The organism is Fundidesulfovibrio butyratiphilus (assembly GCF_054657235.1).
This window is the reverse complement of the sequence record NZ_BAAHXA010000002.1, coordinates 294126-315249: the sequence shown is the minus strand read 5'-3', so window position 1 is coordinate 315249 and position 21124 is coordinate 294126. Positions and strand designations below refer to the sequence as shown.

Sequence of the window (21124 nt, the reverse complement as noted above, 5' to 3'; positions counted from 1 at the left end):
CCATGCCCCGTCGCGCCGCCACGCCCCAGTCGGACAGCTTCCTGTCGCGCGCGGAAAACGCCCTTCGCAATCCGCCCGAACCCGACGCGCTGCTCGAAGAGTTGCGCCTGCTGGCCGAAGCCTACAAGACCCTGCGCCACAAGCTCTACAAGACCCTGGCCATAAGCGACGCCTACCAGGCCGAAAGCAAGGAGCTTTCGCTCAAGCTCGAAGAGTCGGCCGCCCGGTTCGAGCAGTTGCGGGCCATGACCCTGCCCATCTGCGTACGCTGCCGAAAGGTGCGCGTGGACGACGACTACTGGCAGCGCCTGGAGTCGTACATGGCCAACAACCTCGACGTGATGTTCTCCAGCGGCCTGTGTCCCGAATGCGTGGACGCCACCCGCAGGGAGCTGGGCCAGGCCGCGCCCGGCGCGCCGAGCCCCCGTCCCGCCGCCGCGCCCGCGCGGGGCAAGCGCCACGCCCCGGCCCCCGACGATCCCAAGGTGGCGCAGGCCCTGGCTTTGGCCGCCAGCGCCGGGGAGCTCAACCCCGCCCTGGGACGCGAAGTGGGCCAGCTCGCCCAGAATTACGCCAAGCTTTCCCGGCGGTTCAACAAGATCCTGACCATAAGCGACTCCTACCAGAGCCAGTTGCGCGACCTGAACTCCCGCCTGGAGCTGATGGCCCGCACCGACCTGCTCACCGGCCTGCCCAACCGCTGGGAGATGAACAACCGCCTGGAAATCGAACGCAGCCGGGCCGAACGCCACAACGCGCCGTTTTCGCTGGTGCTTGGCGACATGGACCACTTCAAGCTCATCAACGACACCTTCGGCCATCAGGCCGGCGACACGGTCTTGCGCCGGGTAAGCCAGGCCTTGAGTCAGGCCTTGCGCTCCGAGGACGTGTGCGCCCGCTGGGGAGGGGAGGAATTTCTCATGCTTCTGCCCGAAACGCGCCTGGATCAGGCCGTGATCGTAGCGGAAAAATTGCGCGCCGTGGTGGGCAAGCTGGCTTTCGCCTGGGACGGCGTGGCGGTCAAGGCCACCATCAGTTTCGGCGTGGCCCAGTATTTTCCCGGCTCGGGCGTGGACGAATGCCTCAAGCGGGCCGACGACGCCCTGTACCAGGCCAAGGGCCGCGGTCGCGACCAGGTGGCCCGGGACGAGACGCCAAACGGCTGAACCGTTGGCCCCGGCCGAAAGATCCGGGGGGACCGGGCCCGGCCGACTCCTGGCGGCCCGGCCTCATCCCGGGGAAAAAAGCAGCCCGAGCGAAGCCCCAACGCCCCCCAGCACCACCCACAGGATGTCGACCCGAAGCCGCAAGGCCCCGAAGGCGCACAGGCACAGCCCGATATTGGCCGGACTCCAGGCCACGGGCCGGGCCAAGACCACCACCATGGCCGCCATGAGTCCTCCCAGGGTGGCCAGGCAGGCGCGCAGAGCGCGCCGGAACGCGGCCGAGCCGAGCAGGCTGTCGCAACGGGGCACGGCCCAGACGAGAAGGGTGATGGAGGGGGCGAACATGCCGATGGCCGCCGCGGCCGCGCCGACCACCCCCTGCACCGCGTATCCCACAAAGGCCGACGTGATGACGATGGGTCCGGGCGTGATCTGACCCAGGGCGATGCCGTCCAGAAAGGTCTTTTCCGTGAGCCAACCCGCGTTGCGCACCACTTCGTGCAGCATCATGGGCAGGGCGGCGAACCCCCCGCCGAAGGCGAAGAGGTCCACGCGCATCATGCGCAGCGCCAGTCCCGCCAGGTCCGTCGAATACGCCGCCAGCAGTCCGACCAAGAGGCCCAGCCCGGCGAGCAGCCGGAAACAGGCGTTTCGCTGGTTCGCGGGAGCCGACGCCTGGGCCCCGCACGCGGCGGCGGGCGCGTCCCCGTAGGCCACCGCTCCCAGGAGCGTCGCCGCCACGACGATCAGCGCCGGCGGAACCTGGAGCAGCACCCCGCAGGCCGAGCCGAAGCCGATCAGCGCGTCCATGAAACAGGCCGTGTACTTTCTGACGAAATCCAGCGCGGCGCTGGCGATGATGGCCACGACCACGGTCTTCAGGCTGGCGAAGGTAGCCAGTATCCAGCCCACGTTTTGATACCGGAAATAGAAAAACGACAGGGCGGTGATGAGCCCGAAGGCGGGCAATCCGAATCCGACGAACGCGGCCAAGGCCCCGGCCAGTCCGCGCAGCCGAAAGCCCACGAAGGCCGCGACCTGCATGGCCGTGGCGCCCGGAATCATCTGGCAGAGGGAGAGCCCCAGGCGAAAGTCCTCTTCGGTGATCCAGCGGCGGCGCTCGGCGGCCAGAGCGCGGATGTGCCAGACCATGGCCGGACCGCCGAACGCGGTCAGTCCGAGGCGCAAAAACGTCCCGAAGAGCGTGGCCAGGGGGACTTTCGGCGGCGCGTGCGCGCCGTTGGGCGGTGTTTCGGGATTCATGAGGATCCGGGTTCCCTATGCGCGCGCCCCCCGGGAGTCAATGCCCGCCTTGCGGCGCGCCGCCTCGAAGCCCGGAGCCCTGGCGGCGGGCCCGGGAAAGCGCCCCTCAGCGCGACTGGGCCAAACTGCGCCGAAACAGCGACAGGGCGAGCAGAAAAAATCCCAACCCGATGCCGAAGGTGGCCAAAAGCTGGTGCCAGACCATATCCAGGCCCGCCCCCCGGTAGAGAATGGCCTGGGCCAGGCTGACGAAGTGCGTGGTCGGGGCGAACTCCATGACGTTGCGCACCAGCTCCGGCATGCTCTCGCGCGGGCTGACGCTGCCCGAAAGGATCTCCAGGGGCAAGATGACCAGGATCATCATGAGTCCGAGCTGCGGCATGTTGCGCGCCAGGGTGCCCAGAAAGATGCCGATGCAGGCCGTGGCGAAGAACTCGCACATGGCCCCGCACAGAAACAGCGGAATGGACCCGGCCAGGGGCACGCCCAGGGCCCAGCGCACCACCAGCGCCAGGGAAAGGGCCACGGTGGTCACCACCACCAGGCCCATGGACCAGATCTTGGCCAAAAGGATTTCCACGGCGGTGAGCGGCATGACCATGAGGTGTTCGAGCGTGCCGCGTTCGCGTTCGCGCACCAGGGCCGCTCCGGCGAGCACGATGGAGAGCAGGGTGATGTTGTTGATGATCTCCATCACGCTGCCGAACCAGGAACTGGTCAGGTTGGGGTTGAACTTGACCCGCGTGTCCAGGCTCACCCTGGAGGCGGTCGTCCCCCGGTAGCGCTGGACGAACGCGTTCACCTCGCCCAGGACGATGTTTTGGATGTAGCTGTTGCCGATGAACGCCTGGGTCATGATGGTGGCGTCGATGTTCACCTGGATGTCCGGGCTTCTGCCGGCCAGCACGTCGTGTTCGAAATCCGGCGGGATGTCGATGACGAAGAGAAAGCGCCCCGCGTCCAGGGCCGGGTCCATCTGGTCGCGCTCGATCAGTCGCGGAGTCTGAAAATAGGGACCGTAAAAGGCCTGGACGATGCGCCCCGAGAGCATGGACCGGTCCTCGTCCACCACGGCGATGGGGGCGTTGTGCAGTTCCTGAGAACTGGCCCTGGCCACCACGTAGATGCCGCCGGTGAAGGCCCAGATGATGACGCCCAGCAGCACCTTGTCGCGCCAGAGGCTTTGCAGCTCCTTGACGCCCAGGCGATACACGTTCGAGAGAAAGCGCATGGTCATTTCTCCTGCTTGGGTAGAAACGCGACGCTCAGTCCCAGCAGAACCGGCACGCAGGCCGCGATGGCCGCGAAATCGGGCAACAGGTCGCCCATTGAGAGCGCCTTGGTGAACACGCCCCGGCTGATGTTCAGAAAATACGTGGCCGGAAACACCTTGCCGATGAACGCGCCCGGCCCCTGCAGGGCCGCCACCGGGGTGGTCAGGCCCGAGAAGGAGACGGTGGCCATGAGGGTGAAGATGGCGGTCACGGCCAGGGCCGCTATCTGGGTTCGGGTAAACGACGACACCAGAAGCCCGATGCCCGTGGACACCACCACGAACACCAGCGCGGCCAGGGTCAGGGTGGGCAGGCTGCCCTTGAGGGGCACGTCGAAAAGAAACACGGCCTCGGCCGTGAGCCCGGCGAAGCTCAGCATGCTCACCCCCACATAGGGCAGTTGCTTGCCCAGCAGGAATTCCACCCGGGTCACCGGGGTGACATAGAGATTGGTGATGGAGCCCAGCTCCTTTTCGCGCACCACGCCCAGGGCCATCAGGATGGCGGGGATAAAGAGCAGAAGCAGGGGAATGACCGCCGGCACCATGGCGTAGAGGCTCTTGAAGTCCTGATTGTAGCGGTAGCGGACCTGGATGCCGGCGTTGGCCGCCGGAATGGACAGCCCCGCCGTGCGGGCCAAGTTTTGCAGATAGAGGGCGTGTACGCCTTCGATATAGCCGCGCACGGTCTCCCCGTGAAAGGGCATGGCCCCGTCCACCCAGACGGCCACGGACACGTTGCGCCCGCGTCTCAGGTCGCGGCCGAAGTCCGGCGGAATCTCCAGCGCGGCGTTGAGCTCGCCGGAGGCCATGCGCCGGTCCAGGTCGTGGGTGTCCCTGAGGGGAGGACGCTCCAGAAAATAGCGCGACCCGGACAGGTTGCGGGTGTAATCCCGGCTTTCCGGGGACTGGTCCCGGTCCAGAACGGCGAATTTCAGGTCTTCCACGTCGAAGGTGATGCCGAAGCCCAGGATGAACAGCAAAATGACCGATCCCAAAAGCGAGATGATCAACCGGACCGGATCGCGCACGATCTCGCGCGCCTCTCGCCCGGCGTAGGCCAGCAGGCGGCGCGGGCTGAAGGCGCGGGCCAGGGCCTGGTCCGGGGACCAGTCCGGAGCCTGGGCCGTGCCGGACGCGTCGCCGGATTCGCCCTGGAGCGTCTCGGTCTGGCGCGGGGCGTTCTTTGCCTCCCCGGCCGGCTCCGGGCCGGACGCGCCGTCGGGTGCGGCCGGGGGCCTCGGGGCCCTGGACGCTGCGGACGACGCCTGGCCGACCGCCCGTGTCGATGCAGCCCCGGACGCCTCCGCCGGCCCGACCCCGTCCTCGGTTTCGCCCGAGGCCTCTTCCAGATAGTCGATGAAGGCTTCCTCCAGAGTGGCCTTGCCGCGCAATTCGGCCAGGCGCGCGGGCGCGTCGCTGGCCAACACCCGGCCCGCGTGCATGAGCGAGATGCGGTCGCACCGCGCGCCTTCGTTCATGAAGTGGGTGGAGACGAAGATGGTCACGCCCTGGTTGCGGGACATGTCCACCAGGATCTCCCAGAATCCGTCCCGGGCCACCGGGTCCACGCCCGAGGTGGGCTCGTCGAGAATGAGCATATCCGGGCTGTGGATCACGGCCACGGCCAGGGAAAGCCGCTGCCGGATGCCCAGGGGCAGCCGGTCGGCCAGGGCGCGCTCATGGGGCTTCAGGTCGAAACGCGCGAGCATCTCCTCCACGCGGGGCTCCACCCGGGGGCCGGGAATCTGAAACAGCCTGGCGTGCAGGGCCAGGTTCTGACGCACGGTGAGCTCCTCGTACAGGGAAAAGCTCTGGGTCATGAACCCCACGCGCTTCCTGGTCTCCAGGTCGCGGGCGTCCATGGGGCGGCCGAACAGCAGGGCTTGGCCCTCACTGGGGGGAAGAAGCCCGGTGAGCATCTTCATGGTGGTGGTCTTGCCGCAGCCGTTGGACCCCAGAAAGCCGAAGATCTCCCCCCGCCGGATGGTAAAATCCACGTGGTCCACGGCGGTGAAGGAGCCGAAACGCATGGTCAGCCCCTTGGCCTCGATGGCCGGCGACTCGTCGCGCCCCACGGGCAGCGGCGGGACCACCAGGGTCTTGTGTCCCAGGCGCTTGGCCTCGGGCAGCAGGCGGATGAAGGCTTCGTCCAGGTCGGACGCGCCGGTGCGCTCCAGCATGGATTGCGGGCTTCCCTGGCCGATCACCCGGCCGGCGTCCATGGCCACCAGCCAGTCGAATCCCGTGGCCTCCTCCATGTAGGCCGTGGCCACCACCACGCTCATGCCTTCCCCCCCGGAACGGATGCGCTCGATGAGCCGCCAGAACTGGCGGCGCGAGAGCGGGTCCACCCCGGTGGTGGGTTCGTCGAGAATGAGCAGATCGGGATCGTGCACCAGGGCGCAACACAGGCCCAGCTTCTGCTTCATGCCGCCCGAGAGCTTTCCGGCCGGGCGGTCGGCGAACGGGGACAGGCCGGTCGCGCCCAGCAGGTCGGCGATGCGGCGCTCGCGCTCGCGACGGTCCTGGTCGAAAAGCTTGGCGAAAAAGTCCAGATTTTCGCGCACGGAAAGGGTCATGTACAGGTTTCGGCCCAGGCCCTGGGGCATGTAGGCGATGCGCGGGCAAACCCGGGCCCGATGTCCGGGATCGGCCATGTCGCCGCCCAGGGTCTCCACGTGGCCCAGCTGGATGCGCCTGGCCCCGGAAACCAGGGCCAAAAGGCTTGATTTGCCCACCCCGTCCGGACCGATCAGGCCGACCATGCGCCCCGACGGAATCTCCACGCTCACATCGTCCAGGGCCGCCACCGAGCCGTAGCGCAGCCCCACGCCGACAAGCCTGGAGGCCGGCTCCGCGGTCACGGGGCGGACCTCGTTTCGCCCACCAGGGGCGGGACCTCGCGCGGCCAGGGCGCGTTCGAATCCAGGCGCACGTAGGCCACGCCGGGCAGGCCGGTCTTCACCTGCTTGGCATGGGCGCGCAGCAGGTCGGGCGCGATGTGCACCTTGATGCGAAACATGAGCTTCTCACGCTCGGTGCGCGTCTCCACGGCCTTGGGCGTGAACTGGGCCTGGGGCGAGACGAAGGTCACCTTGGCCGGAATGGAAATGTCGGGGCGCACGTCCAGCACGATGCGGGCCTCGGCCCCCAGGGCGGCGCGCCCCACCTGCGCGGTGGGCAGAAACAGGGTCATGTACACGTCGCTCAGATCGAGCAGCGTGAGCACCCGTCCCCCCACGCCCAGGATCTCGCCCGGTTCGGCCAGGCGGTAGAGCACCCGCCCGTTGATGGGAGAAATGAGCGTGGCGTCGGACAGGTCGGCCCGGATGGTCTCGGCCTTGGCTCGGGCGGCCTCGATGGCGGCCTGGGCCTCAAGCACCCCGGCCTTGGCCGACTCCAGCCCGGCCCGGGCGGAAAAGACCTGGGCCTGGGCCGCCTTGAGCTGGGCCGTGTTGGTCTTGGACGTGGTGAGGTCCACGTCCAGACGCTCGCGCGGCACCACGCCGTCGGTATGGAGCTTCTGGGTGCGGCGCAGTTCGATGTCGGAGAGCTGCAACTGGCTGGAACGCTGGGCCACCAGGGCTTCGGCGGCCAGGATTTCGTTCTGGCGTTGGGCCACGGCGGCCACGGCGCCGGCCTTCTTGTGCTCGGCCTGCATGATGGCGGCTTCGGCCTCGCGCAGGTCCGCGTCCAGGACCTTGGTGTCCATGCGGGCCAGGGGCTCCCCGGCGGTCACGTCGTCGCCCTCCCTGGCCAGCACGGACACCAGACGCCCGGCCATCTTGGTGGAGATGTCCACCTCCGTGGCTTCTATGCGCCCGTTGCCCACGGCGAAAGCTCCCGGGTCCTGGCGCGGATGCAGCACGGTCCAGGCGAAGTATCCGCCCACGGCGCAGGCCAGAACCACAACGACGAAAACCAGGCGGCGCGAAAGACTTTGGGACATGGGTCTCACTCCGTAAAACGCGTTCGCGGAAACCGGCGGGCCTCGAAACCAGCGAAGAGGCGGAGCGGCGTCCGCAGGGCGTCATCCATTTTGTTGACAGCGTAACCAATTTTTCCCGTCGAATGAAGAGGGTTCCCACCCCCCGAAAAAGCGCTCCCCGCCCCGGCCACGCGCCCAAACCGGCCCCTGGGCCTCCGGCGCGCCAAGGTCGCTCTGGCCCTTCGACGTGATATGGAGTATGCTGGTATAAATACTAAATACGCAATCATATTCGGTAAATACGCTTTTTTGAAATACGAAGGATCGTTTTTCAGGACGGTATTGCTACTGGGGAGCGCATCCTGCCGTCATGACCCGGCGACCTCGGTGAACGTCTGTCGTTGATATATCAATTTTATTCCACGCGCAAACCGCGCCCCGTGGTGTCTTGATGAACGAACTCCCCGGCTACACACTTCTCTCCCGCCTCCACGTCGGATCGCATTTTCAGGTCCATCGGGCCTTGCGCCAAGAGGACCAAACGCTTGTCGCCGTAAAGTTCCCCATGGGCCACACCCCGTGCAAGGAGGAAGTCTATCTCCTTGCCAGAGAATACGCCATCCTGCGGCTTCTCGCCGGGCGCGGCGCGGTGCGCGTGCTGGGCTTCAAGCGTCTCGGGGCCATTCCCGCGCTCGTGCTGGAAGACATGCAGGGCCAACGCCTGGCGGAACTGGCCAGGCAGCAAGTTCTTTCCGTGCAGCGCTTTCTCGACCTCGCCGCGTCCACGGCCCAAGCCCTGGACCGCGTGCACAAGGCCGGCGTGCGCCACGGCGACGTGACCGCCTCCAACATCCTGGTTTCGCCTGGCGACGCCTCCTGCCGATTTCTCGATTTCGGAGCCGGGTTTCGCGCCGGACTCCCCCCGCATCGCCAAATCCTCGGCCGCCCCACCCACCTGGCCCCGGAACTGGCCGGACGGCCGGAAAACCGCCTCAGCGTGGCCACGGACATCTACGCCCTGGGCGTCACGTTCCACGAACTGCTGACCTCGCGCCTGCCCTTCGAAAGCGCCGACCCCATGGAGCTCGTCCACGCCCACCTGACCAAAATTCCCGACGACCTCCGACTCCTGAGGGAAGACTTGCCCCCGATCGTGTCCGATATCGTCCTGAAATGCCTGGCCAAGGACCCCTGTCGTCGCTATCGCTCGGCCGCCGGCCTGGCCTGGGACCTGAAGCGGTGCCGGGATGCCCTGTCCGAACCGGAAACCGCCGCGGTTTTCGACCTGGGCGAACACGACGCGCCCGACGTCCTGGAAGCGCCCACGGCGCTGGTCGGCCGACAGGCGGAAATGCTGTCCCTGGTCCAGGCCTTTGACCGGACGGTGGCGGGCGGGTTCGAAACGGTGCTGATCCGGGGCGCGACCGGCATGGGCAAAACCCGTCTGGTGGAAGAACTCCGGGACAAGGTCCGGGAACGACGGATCTTCTTTCTGGAAGGAAAATGGGAGTCCCGGCGTCGGGACGCCCCCTACCTGGCCCTGGCGCAGGCCCTTTCCGGAGCCGTGCGCCAGATGCTCGGCCTGCCCGAGCGGGAACTCGCGGCCTGGCGTCAACGCCTGACCCAGGCGCTGGGCGACGACGCGGGGCTGCTCGTGAAAGCCCTTCCCGAATTGGCCCTGGTGATCCAGCCCAATTCCCGCTTTGCCCTGGCCGTCCCGCTGGAAGCCAAAAACCGGCTGGCGCGTCAGCTCGGGGCCATGTTGTGGACGCTTTCGCTCTACAGCCAGTCGGTCGTCCTGTTCCTGGACGACCTGCACTGGGCCGACGCCGACAGCCTGGAGTTGCTCAAGGCCCTGCTCTGGAACGCCAACGCCTCGCACTGCCTGGTCCTGCTGACCTACCGCGAGACGATCCTCGCGGAAAACCCCGCCGCCCTGGCCTTTGTGCGGGCCCTGGAGGCCAAGGGCGCGGGCAAGGTGTCGCATATCGGCCTGGCCGGATTGGACAGGACCTCGGTGGCCCAATACCTGGGCCTGGCCCTGGGCGAATCGCCCGAGGCCTTGGCCGGGCTGGCCAAGGCGTTTCACGAACAAACCGGCGGCGCGCCGTATTTCATGGCCGAACTGCTGCGCAACGGGGATTTCGTGCGGGAAAGGGGAGTTGCGGACAAGGACGGCGCGCGCCCGCGGGACGCCCAGACGCCCCGGCCCGGTCCCGACCGAGAAACCGGCGCCCGGATGGCGGCCTTACGCATCGCGGCCCTTTCGGCTCTCGAACGGGAAGCCCTGCAACTGGGAGCCTGCCTGGGCAGCCGTTTCGACGCCCTGATACCGGCCCGCGTGCTCGGCGTTGGCGAAGACCAGGCCTTTTCCCTGTTTCAGGCCAGCCTGGACCAGGCCATCGTGCTCCTGGACGTGGAAGGCGACCCCGACGGCTCGGAGCGGGGACAACTGCGCATGCGTTTCGCGCACGATCTGGTGCTCGAAGCCGCGTACGCCAGTCTGCCGCCGCCGCGACGGGCCCAAGCCCACGAACGGCTGGCCCGTTGCCTGCTCCGGGCGTTTCCTCCGGACGAACATCCCACCAAGATCTACGCCATCGCGAACCAGATTCTTTTGTGCGACCACCCGGAACCGGCGCAAGCCCGGGAGTTCGCCGCGGCCCTGGACAAGGCCGCGCAAGAGGCCATCAACGCGGTCGCCTTTCCCGCGGCCTGGACCTTCGCCTCGGCCGGCATGCGTCTGCTGGAGCCCGAAGCCTTTGCCGCGCCCGACGGCCTCACCCTGGCCCTGTGGAGAACCGGCGCCCAGGCCGCCCTGTCCGCAGGCCTGGACCACGAGTTCGAGGCGGTTTCCGCCCAGGGCTTGCGCCTTGCGACCCGCGCCGAGGACAAGGCGGATCTTCTGGCCCTGCGCGCCAGGTGGCACGCCCGAGCCGGCCGGCACGAAGCCGCCGTTTCCGAGATGCGACGGGCCCTGACGTTTCTGGGAGACGCCAACGCGGACCCGGTCGACCCCTCCCCCCAGACCGAGGAACTCCTCGGGAAGATCAAGACGCTGCTGGGCCGACGCCGCGTGGAGGACCTGGCCCAAAACGCTCTTCTGGCCGACCCGCGAACCAAGGCGGAGCTCGACGTCATCAACGCCGGCATCCTGTCCGTGCTCAACGTGGATACGGGACTGTACGCCTCCGTGGTGGCCCGTTCGGTTTTCCTGCAAATGGACAAGGGGCTCTATCCCCCGTCCTTTCCGGCATTTACCCGCCTGGGCAACCTGCTGGGCGTCTGGCGCGACGACGACCAGGCCGGACTGGCTTTCACCAGGCTCGCCCTGGACCTGAGTCGACAGCAGCATCACTCCGAGTCGTTTTTGTCCTCCGTGGATATCGTCTCGCGTTCGGTACTGCCCCGCACCCAGAGTTTTCACTGGCTGGACGGACTGTTCGACGAAGGCCAGGGACTGGCCGAAACCACGGGCGTTTCGTATCCCACGGGCGTTTTTCTCCTGGCCAAGGCGCGTCTGGACTTTTTCATGGGGCGCCCCCTCACCGCGTTGGCCAATTGCCTGCGCCGCCTGGGCAGGGAGGCCCAGGCCCAGGGCGACCGGATGAGCCTTCTCGACGGCGTGGCCATGTATTTCGGGTTCAAGGGCCTGACCGAGGACGCCGCCGCCACGGCTCCGGGCCCTGCCCCCCTGACCGAAGGGCGGGTGCTGCGCGAGCTCACCGCCCACCGGCAGCATGTGTCCCTGACCGACTACAAGACCTGCAAGATGGCGTCGTCCTACCACTTGCGACGCTACCGGGCCGTGTTGGCGCTTCACCGCCTGGCCAAGGCCAACAAACTGACGGACACGGCCTCCCTGGCCATGGTGCCGCAACATTTCTACGCGGCCATGAGCCTGTTGGCCCTGTGCAACGAGCGGAACATGGACCTCGGCCCCGGACGGCTGGCCTTTCTGGAAGAAACCCTGGACCTTTTGCGGGACCTGGAAGCCCGGTGCCCGATCAATTTTTCCAGCTGGAGCCGGCTGCTGCAAGCCGAGCACAGCCGCGCCGTCAAAGCGCCCGTGAACGAGACCGTGGCCCTTTTCGAACGGGCCCTGCGCGCTTCCCGGCGCAACGGATTCGTCCAGAACGAGGCCCTGGGGCGCGAACTCCTGGGGCGGTTCTTCCTCTCCCAGGGCCGGGCCGCCCTGGCCAAGCCGATGCTCGGCCAGGCCATCGCCGGATACCGCGCCTGGGGGGCCGAGAAAGTGGCCTCCCGTCTGCAACACGAATTCGGCCCGCTTCTGCGCAAGAGCCGCGACGACATCTTTCCCGCCGGACTGGAAACCGCGCCCATCTCCCAGGAGACCCTGGACCTGCTCACGGTGCTCAAGTCCGCCCGCATCATTTCCGCCGAGACCAATCCCAGCCGGCTGATTCCCCTGCTCATGGGTATCCTGGCGGAGTCGGCCGGGGCCGAACGCGGGGCGTTTTTCCGAATGGAGCGCGGAGAGCTCCAACTGGTGGCCCACTCCCGCCCCAAGGACCCCCGGCGATTCGAACTCGTGCAGCCCGGACGGGAGCCCAAGTGGGACTCGGTGTACACGGCGCTGCGTTTCGTGGCCCGGACCGGGGAGAGCCTGGTGTTGTCCGACGCCTCCACGGACTCGATCTTCGGGGGCGAGGCCAAACGCCAAGCCGTTTGGACGCGCTCGCTCTTGTGCCTGCCGATTCCCGGTTTCAGCGGCCCCGTGGGGCTGGTGTACCTGGAAAACAACCAGATGCCCGGCGCGTTCACCGCCGCCCGACTGGGCGTGGTCCGCACCCTGGCCGCCCAGGCCTCTGTGGCGCTGGAAAACGCGGCGTTGTTCGATTCCCTGCGGGTGGCGGAAAAAAAATATCGCGGCATCGTGGACAGCGCCCCGCTGGGCATCTTCCAGACGAACCGCGACGGCGTGCTGACCGACGTCAACCCCGCCCTGGCCGTGATGTTGGGGTTCGTGTCCGCCCGCCACCTGCTCGCGACCGAACGCCGGGTGCTCGACTTCTGCCTCGACAACCGGGACCTGCGTCGGCTCCTCAAACGCCAGCCGGGAGAACGCGACGCGCGCGGCCTGGAAATGCCCCTGAGCCGCAACGACGGGTCCATCCTCTGGGCCAGGTTGCATATTCAGCGGGAACGGGACGCCTCGGGCAGAAGCCTGCGCTTCATGGGCATGGTGGAAGACATCACGGCCCTGAAACAGTCCGCCGAGCAGTTGCAACGGCTCAATCGCGACCAGTTGCGCATCCAGGAGCAGGAGCGGGTCCGCATCGCCATGGACCTGCACGACAACGTGGCCCAGAACCTGCTGGCCATCAAGCTGGGCCTGGGACAGGCGGCCGCCCGGCCCGAGCTGGCCGCGGTGGACGGCCTGGCCCGCACGCTCGCGAAACTCGCCGCCGGACTGACCGACTCCCTGGCCGCGGTGCGCGATCTTTCCCACGCCTTGCAGCCGCCCGACCTGGACGGCCTCGGCCTGGCCGGAGCCCTGGAGAGCTTTTGCCGGGACTGCTCGAGAAAGTCCGACACGGAGGTGGATTTCCTGGCGGCGGGCCTGGAAGCCCTGGCCCTGGACCGGCAGGCCCAGGCGCACTGCTATCGTCTGGTTCAGGAGGGGGTCAGCAACGCCCTGCGTCACTCCGGCGCGGACCGGATCACCGTTCGCCTGACGGTGTCCCACCCCAAGCTCATCATCCGCATCGAGGACAACGGGTGCGGGTTCGACGTGGCGGTCAAAAGCGCCGCCGCCCTCCGGGAAAAACGCATGGGCCTGCGGGGAATGCGAGAACGCGCGCACATTCTGGGCGGAGGGTTGCGCATCCAGTCGCGCCCGGGCGAAGGCACCCGCATCCTGGCCGAAGTCGCCAATCGAAGAGAGCAGGACCGTGACTAAGAAAAACATCCTCATCGTGGACGACCACCCGTTGATACGCGAAGGGCTCAAGCACATCGTGAACTCCGCCCCGGACCTGAACGTGATCGCCGAGGCGGGATCCGCCTCGCAGGCCCTGCGCCTGGCGCAAACCCTGCGGCCGGACGGGCTGACCATGGACCTCTCCCTCCCGGACAACAGCGGAATTTTCGTCCTGGAAGAGCTCGCGAAGAACGACTCCTCCCCCCCCGTGCTGATGCTCAGCATGCACTGCCAACACTCCAGGATTCTCGAAGCGTTTCAGGCCGGAGCCATGGGCTACGTAAACAAGGAGTCGGCCGCGGAACTGCTCATCGAGGCCCTGCGCACGGTGCTGCGCGGGGAGATCTACCTCGACGCCTCCCTGTCGATGAGCGTGCTGGACCTTTTGCGCGCCCCGACCCGGCCCAGGTATCGGTCCGACAGCGGGTACTCCACCCTGACGCCCCGCGAACAGGAAGTCATGCGGCTGCTGGCCGAGGGCCTTTCCGCCAGGGATATCGGCAAGCGTCTCTTCATCAGCCCCAAAACCGTGGACAACCACCGGGCGAACCTCATGAAAAAACTCCGCCTGGACACCGCCACGGACATCGTCCGCTACGCCGCGCGCCTGGGGCTCATCGACATCTCCTCCTGGAAGGATTCCTAGCAGCCTGGAAAATCCTTGCTGGCTGCGTTGCTGCGAAAAACGCAAACCCTCAACGGATGCCAACTCCGCTTCGGGCTTGACTTTTCCTCGCGCCTTGCCAGCACGTTTTGTGAACAGGCCGCACGAATCGTGCTTTTGGGGCGGGCTGCTAGGGATGCGTCCACGAAATACGCGCCTACGCATTCCCTCCCCCGAAAAATCCCGGACTTTCCCCGGTTTTTTGCGCCTGTTCCCTGAACGCCGACCCAGCGTTTCACTTTTTTTTGAAACGTGCCGCATCGAACGCTCCAAATGGGCGACAAGATATTGGATTCATGGGCTGTATTCGGAACTGCCTGCGTAGGCGGAGACGAAAATAAAGACTCGACCCTGACGTTTATTCTGTGATATACTGTTTTATCGTAAAAGAATAGAGACGCAACCCAAAGATATTCCGTCGCTTTCACCAGCGCGCCTTTCGCAAAGCCTTTCATCCGCCAGGAGGAAAAGATGTCCCACAACGGTCAAGACGTCCTCGACATCGGCACGACGCGAATCGGGCAACGGTATTTTTACGGGGTGGAAGTTCCCCTGAACAACCCCGCCTGGTCCGGGCCCTGGGATTGCGCGGAATTCGCGTCCTGGTGCGCCTACCAGGCCTACGGATTGATCTTCGGGGCGGGAGGGGCCACACGCCCGGACAAGGCCACGCCCTACTCCGGGAGCTGGTACGCGCAGGCGAAGAAAACCGGCCATGCCATCGATTGGCGGGAGGCGTTGCGCATTCCCGGCGCGGCGCTGATCCGGGCCCCGACCACGGGCCGGCATGGCCACGTCGCCTTCTCCATGGGCGACGGCGAGCGCACGCTGGAGGCCCGGGGCGCCGCGTACGGGGTGAACATCTTCGACCGCGCGGGCTCCAGGCCGTGGAGCATCGGCTGCCTGCTGCCGGGAGTCGACTACGAGACGAACCCGGGCGCGCACGCGGCGCCGCACGTTCAGCCCGCGTCGGCGGCCCTGTCCAAGGAATTTCTTTGCCTCCGCACGCCGAACGCGAAGGGCGCGGACATTCTCGCCGTGCAAAAGGCACTTGCCGCAAAGGGAATCCACCCGGGGCCGCTCGACGGCTCGTTCGGTCCGCTGACGCACGCCGCGGTGCTTTCGTTCCAGATCATGCAGGGGCTCGAAGTGGACGGCGTTGTCGGACCGGCGACCGCCAAGGCGCTCGGCCTGGCGTTTCCGATCGCCGGAAGCGAAGGCGACGCCCGGGCATACGCAACGGCGAGCACCCCCCAAGTCCCCGGCCCGATACCCCTTGCGCCGCATGCCGACACCTTCGACGGGATCGCCGCGATCACGCGTTCGGGCAAGCGCTTTAGCGCCACGACCGTGTCGGGCGAACGTTTTCTCATTGGCTCCATCACGACATATCACCAGGACGGCATCCTGCGCACCGGCCTTTCCCGGGGGGGAGGCGCGCCCAGTGACAGCCTGAACTTCGGGGTCTATCGCGCGAAGGATTGGGTCGATACCCTGGGCCAATGGGCCACGTTCATCGAGCCGACCCTTTCCGCGGAGAGCGACGCCCACTTCGCGGGCCTCAACACCTATGATCGCACCGCCTTCACCTTTGGCGCGCCGCAGTTGGCCGCGCACACGCCCCAACGGAACTTCGTCATCTATTTCCGCCGTCTCCTGGCCTTGCCCCAGGCCGATCAGCACTTCCCCGAACTCTCGTTGCGCCCCAACAACGCGGGAGAGACCACCATCCATCTGCAAACGGACAAGGGGTTCGTCGATCTCGAACAGGCCGAGTCGGTCACCAGGCCCAGCGGCGCCTCGGAAATGCAGCTCGTCAAGCTGATGGCCTACCTCAACGCCTCGGCCACGGCCGTCGACGAGGCCGAACTGCTGGCGGCCGCCAGGCTCATGAACTGGCTGCGCCTGGATCCGAAGGCCAAGGAGCTCCAGATCGCGGTTTTCCTCGAGCACGCGCAGGACAACCTGGCTTGGGCCAAGAAGAAGGTGGCCGGCTTCACCGGTTCGGACTGGGAAATCGCCCTCTGGATCATGGACATACGGCACCAGGGGCGCGGCAGCCGCGCGGAAATGAGCGCCGCCCTGGCCTCGGCCAACCCCGTGGAGGCGCTGCGGGCGATCGGCCCCGCGCAATACAAGTCGCGGGTCAAAAAGGTGGCCGAAGCCGTCGCCGCGCTCAAGGCCTCGGGTCTGCTGGACGGATTCACAGTATAACCGGAGGGGGTGCGCCATGCGATGTTCGACAGCGAAAATCCTGAGCCTGGCCGGAGCCGTCTGGCTTCTCGGCGTCAGCCCGGTCTTGGCGGACGACGCCTCCGGGCAGTTGTCGGAGGTGCTCGTCAAACGCCTGCTCCCCGAGCTGGGGGGACTTTTCGTGGTGGCGACGATCATGGAGTCGGCGTTGACCACGCTGTTCAATTGGCGTCTGTACCGCGAGTTCTTCAACGGCCGGGCGTGCAAGACCTTGGTCATGATCGGCGTTGGCTACTTTATCGTCAGCGGTTTCAGTTACGACATCGTCAGCCGGGTCATCCATGAGGCGGGAGGAACGACCAATTCCCCCCTGGTGTCGACCCTGCTGTCCACGTTGGTTCTCGCGGGGGGCAGTTCCGCCGTCTTCGAATTGTTCAAGCGCCTTGGCCTGCGCCCGCCGGCCGTGCAGCCGGCGCCGGCCACGCAACCCGGAGAGGGGAAGGCCTGGGTTTCGGTTCGCATAGACCCCGTAAGCCCCGGACTCGGCCCCGTTTCGGTCTTTTTCGAAAAGATCGAGGATCCAACGCCCCAAGAACAGGCGTCGCCGCCGCTGTGCGGCGTTCTGGGCAAGCGCCCCTTCCTGAAGCGTTTGCTGGGCATCTTCCTGGCCGACCCGCTGCGCTTCCCTCCGTCCGGCGGACGAACGGTGGACGCGCTGAGCGTGTACCGCATCACGGTGCAGGCGAAACAGTACAACCCCATGGACCCAGAAACCACGAACTGCGTATTGAAGCAGACGGTGTTCGTCGGGCGGTTCGCGCAACGCGCGGTCGTCGACTTCGTATACCGGCTTTCCGCGCGTTCACAGGAGGATAAAAAGTGACGAACGACTCCACGGAACGACCTGTCGATCCCGATATCACGAAGCAGACTGTCGACCGCAATACCCCGGCCCTGGCCCTGTCCGGCGGGGGATTTCGGGCCACGCTGTTTCACGCCGGCGCGCTGATGCGACTCAATGAGCTGGGATGGCTGACGAAAGTCACCAGGATTTCCAGCGTTTCAGGCGGTTCCATCACCAGCGGCGCCCTGGCCGCCGCCTGGCCCAGGCTGACGTTCGCCAACGGCGTGATCACCAATTTCCTGGAGGCGGTGGTCAGACCGCTTCAGGAATTCTGCGCGCGCTCCATCGACACCATGGCGATCGGTTGGGGGGCGTTCCTGCCGGGAATCACCATCGGCGACATGCTGGCCAAGGCCTACGACGATCTCTTCGCGGGCATCACCCTGCAGGACCTGCCGGACACGCCGCAGTTCGTGTTCAACGCCACCAACTTGCAGACCGGACGGCTGGTCCGTTTTCAGAAAGTGCGCCTGGCCGACTACACCATAGGGATAATCCCGAATCCCAAGATCCGGGTGGCCCTGGCGGTCGCGGCATCGAGCGCCTTTCCGCCGGTGCTGTCCCCCGTGGAAATCACGGTGCATCCGCAGGATTGGAAAGACCCGGGCGACGCCATCCATTTCGGCGATCCCGCGTATACGGGCCAGCTTTCGCTCATCGATGGCGGCGCCTACGACAATCTCGGCCTCGAAACCATCAACGACTTCGCGACCATGATCGTCAGCGACGCCGGGGCTCCGTTCAGCGTCGGGGAAGAAACCGGAGCCTTCTGGCCGAAGCAGGCCATGCGCGCCCTCGACATCGCCACGAACCAGAGCCGCTCCTTGCGCAAGCGCATGCTCTTCACCGAACGCGCGGACAAGAAGCGCGTTGCCGTCTACTCCGGCATCGACAGCAACCCGGACGAATATTCCGCCCCGCAAAAAATCCGGGTCGATCCCGCGGTGACGGCCGCCCTTGCGCGCATGCGCACCCGTCTCAATCCCTTTTCCCCGGAGGAACAGGGGAAGTTGCTCAACTGGGGCTGGTTGATGATGGACGTGGCGGCCCGTTCGTATATCGCCAAGGAGATTCCCGCGCCGGAGACCCTGCCCTTTCCCGAGTATCCGCTGCACTGACCACCCCCATTCATGAGGCTTCGCATGGTTGACTCCGCTTACACACTCGACCCCGGCGATCCGCGTCGCGAGCAGGAAGGCCTTGTCTATCTGGACCCGAACCGCGTCAACGCTCCCGCCGCGCATGTTCTGGTCATTGGTGTGGCCGCCTATCAGTCCCACGAATTACCCGACCTGCTCGATACCGCCACGTATTCCGCGCGGGCGGTCGCGGACTGGTTCCTGGCCGAGCCGCCCCTGGGATTCAGAAATCCCGACTGCCCGCTGGGCAGCCTGGCTGTGTTGCTGTCGGAAACGCATGGTACCGCCCGAGCAAAGTATTTGGGCAGCGACGTGCCCCGGGCCACGTTCGACAACGTCAAGACGGCGGTCCAGGCCTGGGCGCGGCGAATGAACAGCAATAAAGACAACCTTGTTGTGCTCTATACCGCCAGCCATGGGGAAAGCTTTCTGAAAAGGACCGCCGTCCTGCTGGAGGACTATGGCACCAACGACATGCTCGCCACCACCGGCATGGTGGAGATTGAGCAATTCATCCAATCAATGGGAAACCTCAAACCCGTGTCGCAACTGCTCCTCTTCGATTGTTGCCGCAATCCGGGCGCTTTTCCCTTTTCCTGGGGCGAGCCGATAGGCGACCAGCTCATTTCCTACAAACGCCCTGCGGACGACCACGGCTTGCCGCGCAAGCAATGGGTGGTCTGCTCCACGCCTCTTGGCGAAACGGCCCTGGGCCAGATCGGAAAACCGACGTTGTTCGGCACCGCCTTGCTGGATGGACTCAATGGCGTGGCCGCGGACACCTCCTCCGCCGATTGGCCGATCAGGCCGGGCCTGCTCATCGACAAGATCGATCACATCCTGCGCCTGCACCGCCTGCCGGCCGAGGCCAAGCCCCAGACGCCGGAAGGGCGCATGCTCGGCACTTTTGACATCACCTTTCCGGGGGAGTTCGCGGACATACCGGTGTATGTCTCCCTGGACGACCCCACTCAATGGTCGGACGCGACCATAACGATTTCACGCGATGATGCGGCGGACATCATCCGGACCGGAACGAACGCCGGCTCTCCGTTTGTCAAGGAAACCATTCCCGCCAACAGTCTGATCAAGGTCGTCGCCGACAGCAGCAACGGACCGCTCGGCCAGGCGAAGCGACGCATCTTTCCCCCCGCGTCCTTCGTGAAGATTTCGACCGCCGCGTCGTCGACGCCCTCCGCCACGCCCCCGCCTTCCGCCGCTGCGTCGTTGACGCTTTCCGCCACGTCCGCGGCTTCCGCCGCATCTCCGGCTTCCGTCGCATCCCCGGCTTCCGCCGCATCCCCGGCTTCCGCCGCCGCATCGACGCCTTCCGCTTCCGGCCTGCAGGGCATGGGCCGTTTGGCGATGCGGATTTCCAGCCCGATGTTCGCGCAACAGGCCGTGAGCCTCGAAATGACGCGAACCGACAAGCCCGCGGACGCCCCGGTGCGAAAGCTGCTCCCTCTCGCCGACGTAACGACGCTCGATGTCGATCCCGGCAGCTATGCCGTCACCGTCCGCACCCCGGACGGGCAGGCGCATTACCGCGACATCCGGGTCAAGGCCGATCAGGTCCTGGCCGAGACGTTCGAGACCCCGGAAGCCCCGTACGAATGGCTCCAGACCGCCGCGACGATCGGCGCGGCGTCGGGCACGGAGGCAACACCAAGCCTCCGGGCAACGGAGGAAACACCGCCCGCCACGGCCGTGCCCGCCTTCTTTGCCAAGTTTCTCCAGGAGGTGCGATCCTCCTTCAAGTTCTTCAACCTCGGCAAGTCCAGCCCTCGCGTTGATACGACGCTGCAAATGTCCACCTGCGAGCCCTTCGTGCATTTTCGGGTCATCGGGCCCCTGGGGCCGGACCTCCGGGCGCGCCAGACCGATGCCCCCCCCGATGTCGCCCTGGGCGTGGAACAAGACGGCGAGCGGTTTCTGAGCTTGGAAATCAAGGACCAATGCGCCTCCCGGTTCGACAGTCCGGGCGACTCGCCACTGGTCTTCGCCGAGATCGTCCTGGCGGACCGGAAAGAAATCGTGGTCATCCCGACCATAGGCAACAGCGGCGTCAACGTCGGTTGGCTTCCGCACCTTGTTGTCGACCGGCTGACGCCGCTGTCCCTGAGCGCCACCACCGCGTTTGTCGCAGACCGGAAATGGACGGGGCTCCTGGGCTTTCTTGGCTCCCGCAACATGGAGGTCGGCGCCCGGCTCCTGGACGACGGCATGAGAATCATGGCCATGCACGCCCTGCGCGACACGATCAAAAACCCGCTGGCCGCCGCTGCCGGGGCCTTGATCGCCGTCTCGGCCGCCAAACCCGGAGCCGACGAGGAGCTGGACGCCTGGCTACGCGATCTGGCGACGCAGTTCCCGAATCTCCCGGACGGAGCGGTAATCCTGGCCCGGTGGCTGCTCACCCGGGCCCGTTCGTCCAAAGAGCTCGCCCAGGCGCGCACCTGGTTCGCCATAGGGCTGGAGCGCGGCGTTCCGTGTTATTCGCTCTCCGCCGATTGGCTGGCGCGCGGACTCGAAAGCCTGCCCGGAGACGACAAGGAACTGCTGGAGATGCAAACCTCGGCGCGCTACTTGGCCAACAGGGTCGATTCCGGCCTGGCCTTCACCGTGGCCCGCGCCGACATCTAGCAGC

Annotated in this window: 11 protein-coding genes; 7 read left to right on the top strand and 4 right to left on the bottom strand. The window is 66.3% G+C overall.

The window, feature by feature from the left end:
- Positions 1-2 precede the first annotated feature (2 nt).
- Positions 3-1166: a diguanylate cyclase gene (locus tag ACYQ01_RS12495; RefSeq protein WP_459934191.1), complete on the top strand. Its 1164-nt coding sequence runs from the start codon at positions 3-5 to the stop codon at positions 1164-1166.
- A gap of 63 nt (positions 1167-1229) precedes the next feature.
- Here ACYQ01_RS12495 and chrA read toward each other — a convergent pair whose 3' ends face one another.
- The 4 genes from chrA to ACYQ01_RS12475 form a co-directional block, all read right to left on the bottom strand.
- The gene (chrA, locus tag ACYQ01_RS12490) at positions 1230-2429 is read right to left on the bottom strand and encodes a chromate efflux transporter (RefSeq protein WP_459934190.1); all 1200 of its coding nucleotides are present in this window, start codon (positions 2427-2429) and stop codon (positions 1230-1232) included.
- A gap of 106 nt (positions 2430-2535) precedes the next feature.
- Positions 2536-3660, bottom strand: a complete 1125-nt coding sequence (locus ACYQ01_RS12485) for an ABC transporter permease (protein WP_459934189.1) — start codon at positions 3658-3660, stop codon at positions 2536-2538.
- A gap of 2 nt (positions 3661-3662) precedes the next feature.
- On the bottom strand, positions 3663-6569 hold the full coding sequence (gene rbbA / locus ACYQ01_RS12480; RefSeq protein WP_459934188.1) for a ribosome-associated ATPase/putative transporter RbbA: 2907 nt from the start codon (positions 6567-6569) through the stop codon (positions 3663-3665).
- Positions 6566-7654 (bottom strand): HlyD family secretion protein, encoded by a 1089-nt coding sequence (locus ACYQ01_RS12475; RefSeq protein ID WP_459934187.1) that lies wholly within the window; start codon positions 7652-7654, stop codon positions 6566-6568. Before ACYQ01_RS12475 ends, rbbA begins: the two co-directional genes overlap by 4 nt.
- 430 nt (positions 7655-8084) lie before the next feature.
- Here ACYQ01_RS12475 and ACYQ01_RS12470 point away from each other — a divergent pair, with 430 nt between their 5' ends.
- The 6 genes from ACYQ01_RS12470 to ACYQ01_RS12445 all read left to right on the top strand — a co-directional run bounded on the left by ACYQ01_RS12470 (position 8085) and on the right by ACYQ01_RS12445 (position 21120).
- Positions 8085-13556, top strand: a complete 5472-nt coding sequence (locus ACYQ01_RS12470; RefSeq protein ID WP_459934186.1) for an AAA family ATPase — start codon at positions 8085-8087, stop codon at positions 13554-13556.
- The gene (locus ACYQ01_RS12465; RefSeq protein WP_459934185.1) at positions 13549-14223 is read left to right on the top strand and encodes a response regulator; all 675 of its coding nucleotides are present in this window, start codon (positions 13549-13551) and stop codon (positions 14221-14223) included. The genes ACYQ01_RS12470 and ACYQ01_RS12465 overlap by 8 nt, the downstream gene beginning before the upstream one ends.
- Before the next feature lie 489 nt (positions 14224-14712).
- A complete protein-coding gene (locus tag ACYQ01_RS12460) occupies positions 14713-16455 on the top strand; it encodes a peptidoglycan-binding protein (protein WP_459934184.1) in 1743 nt (580 codons plus the stop codon).
- Positions 16456-16471: 16 nt separating this feature from the next.
- Complete coding sequence (locus ACYQ01_RS12455) at positions 16472-17317, top strand: hypothetical protein (protein ID WP_459934183.1); 846 nt, start codon at positions 16472-16474, stop codon at positions 17315-17317.
- Positions 17314-18456 (top strand): patatin-like phospholipase family protein, encoded by a 1143-nt coding sequence (locus ACYQ01_RS12450; protein ID WP_459934182.1) that lies wholly within the window; start codon positions 17314-17316, stop codon positions 18454-18456. Before ACYQ01_RS12455 ends, ACYQ01_RS12450 begins: the two co-directional genes overlap by 4 nt.
- A 24-nt stretch (positions 18457-18480) precedes the next feature.
- On the top strand, positions 18481-21120 hold the full coding sequence (locus ACYQ01_RS12445; protein WP_459934181.1) for a caspase family protein: 2640 nt from the start codon (positions 18481-18483) through the stop codon (positions 21118-21120).
- The last annotated feature ends 4 nt before the right edge of the window (positions 21121-21124 follow it).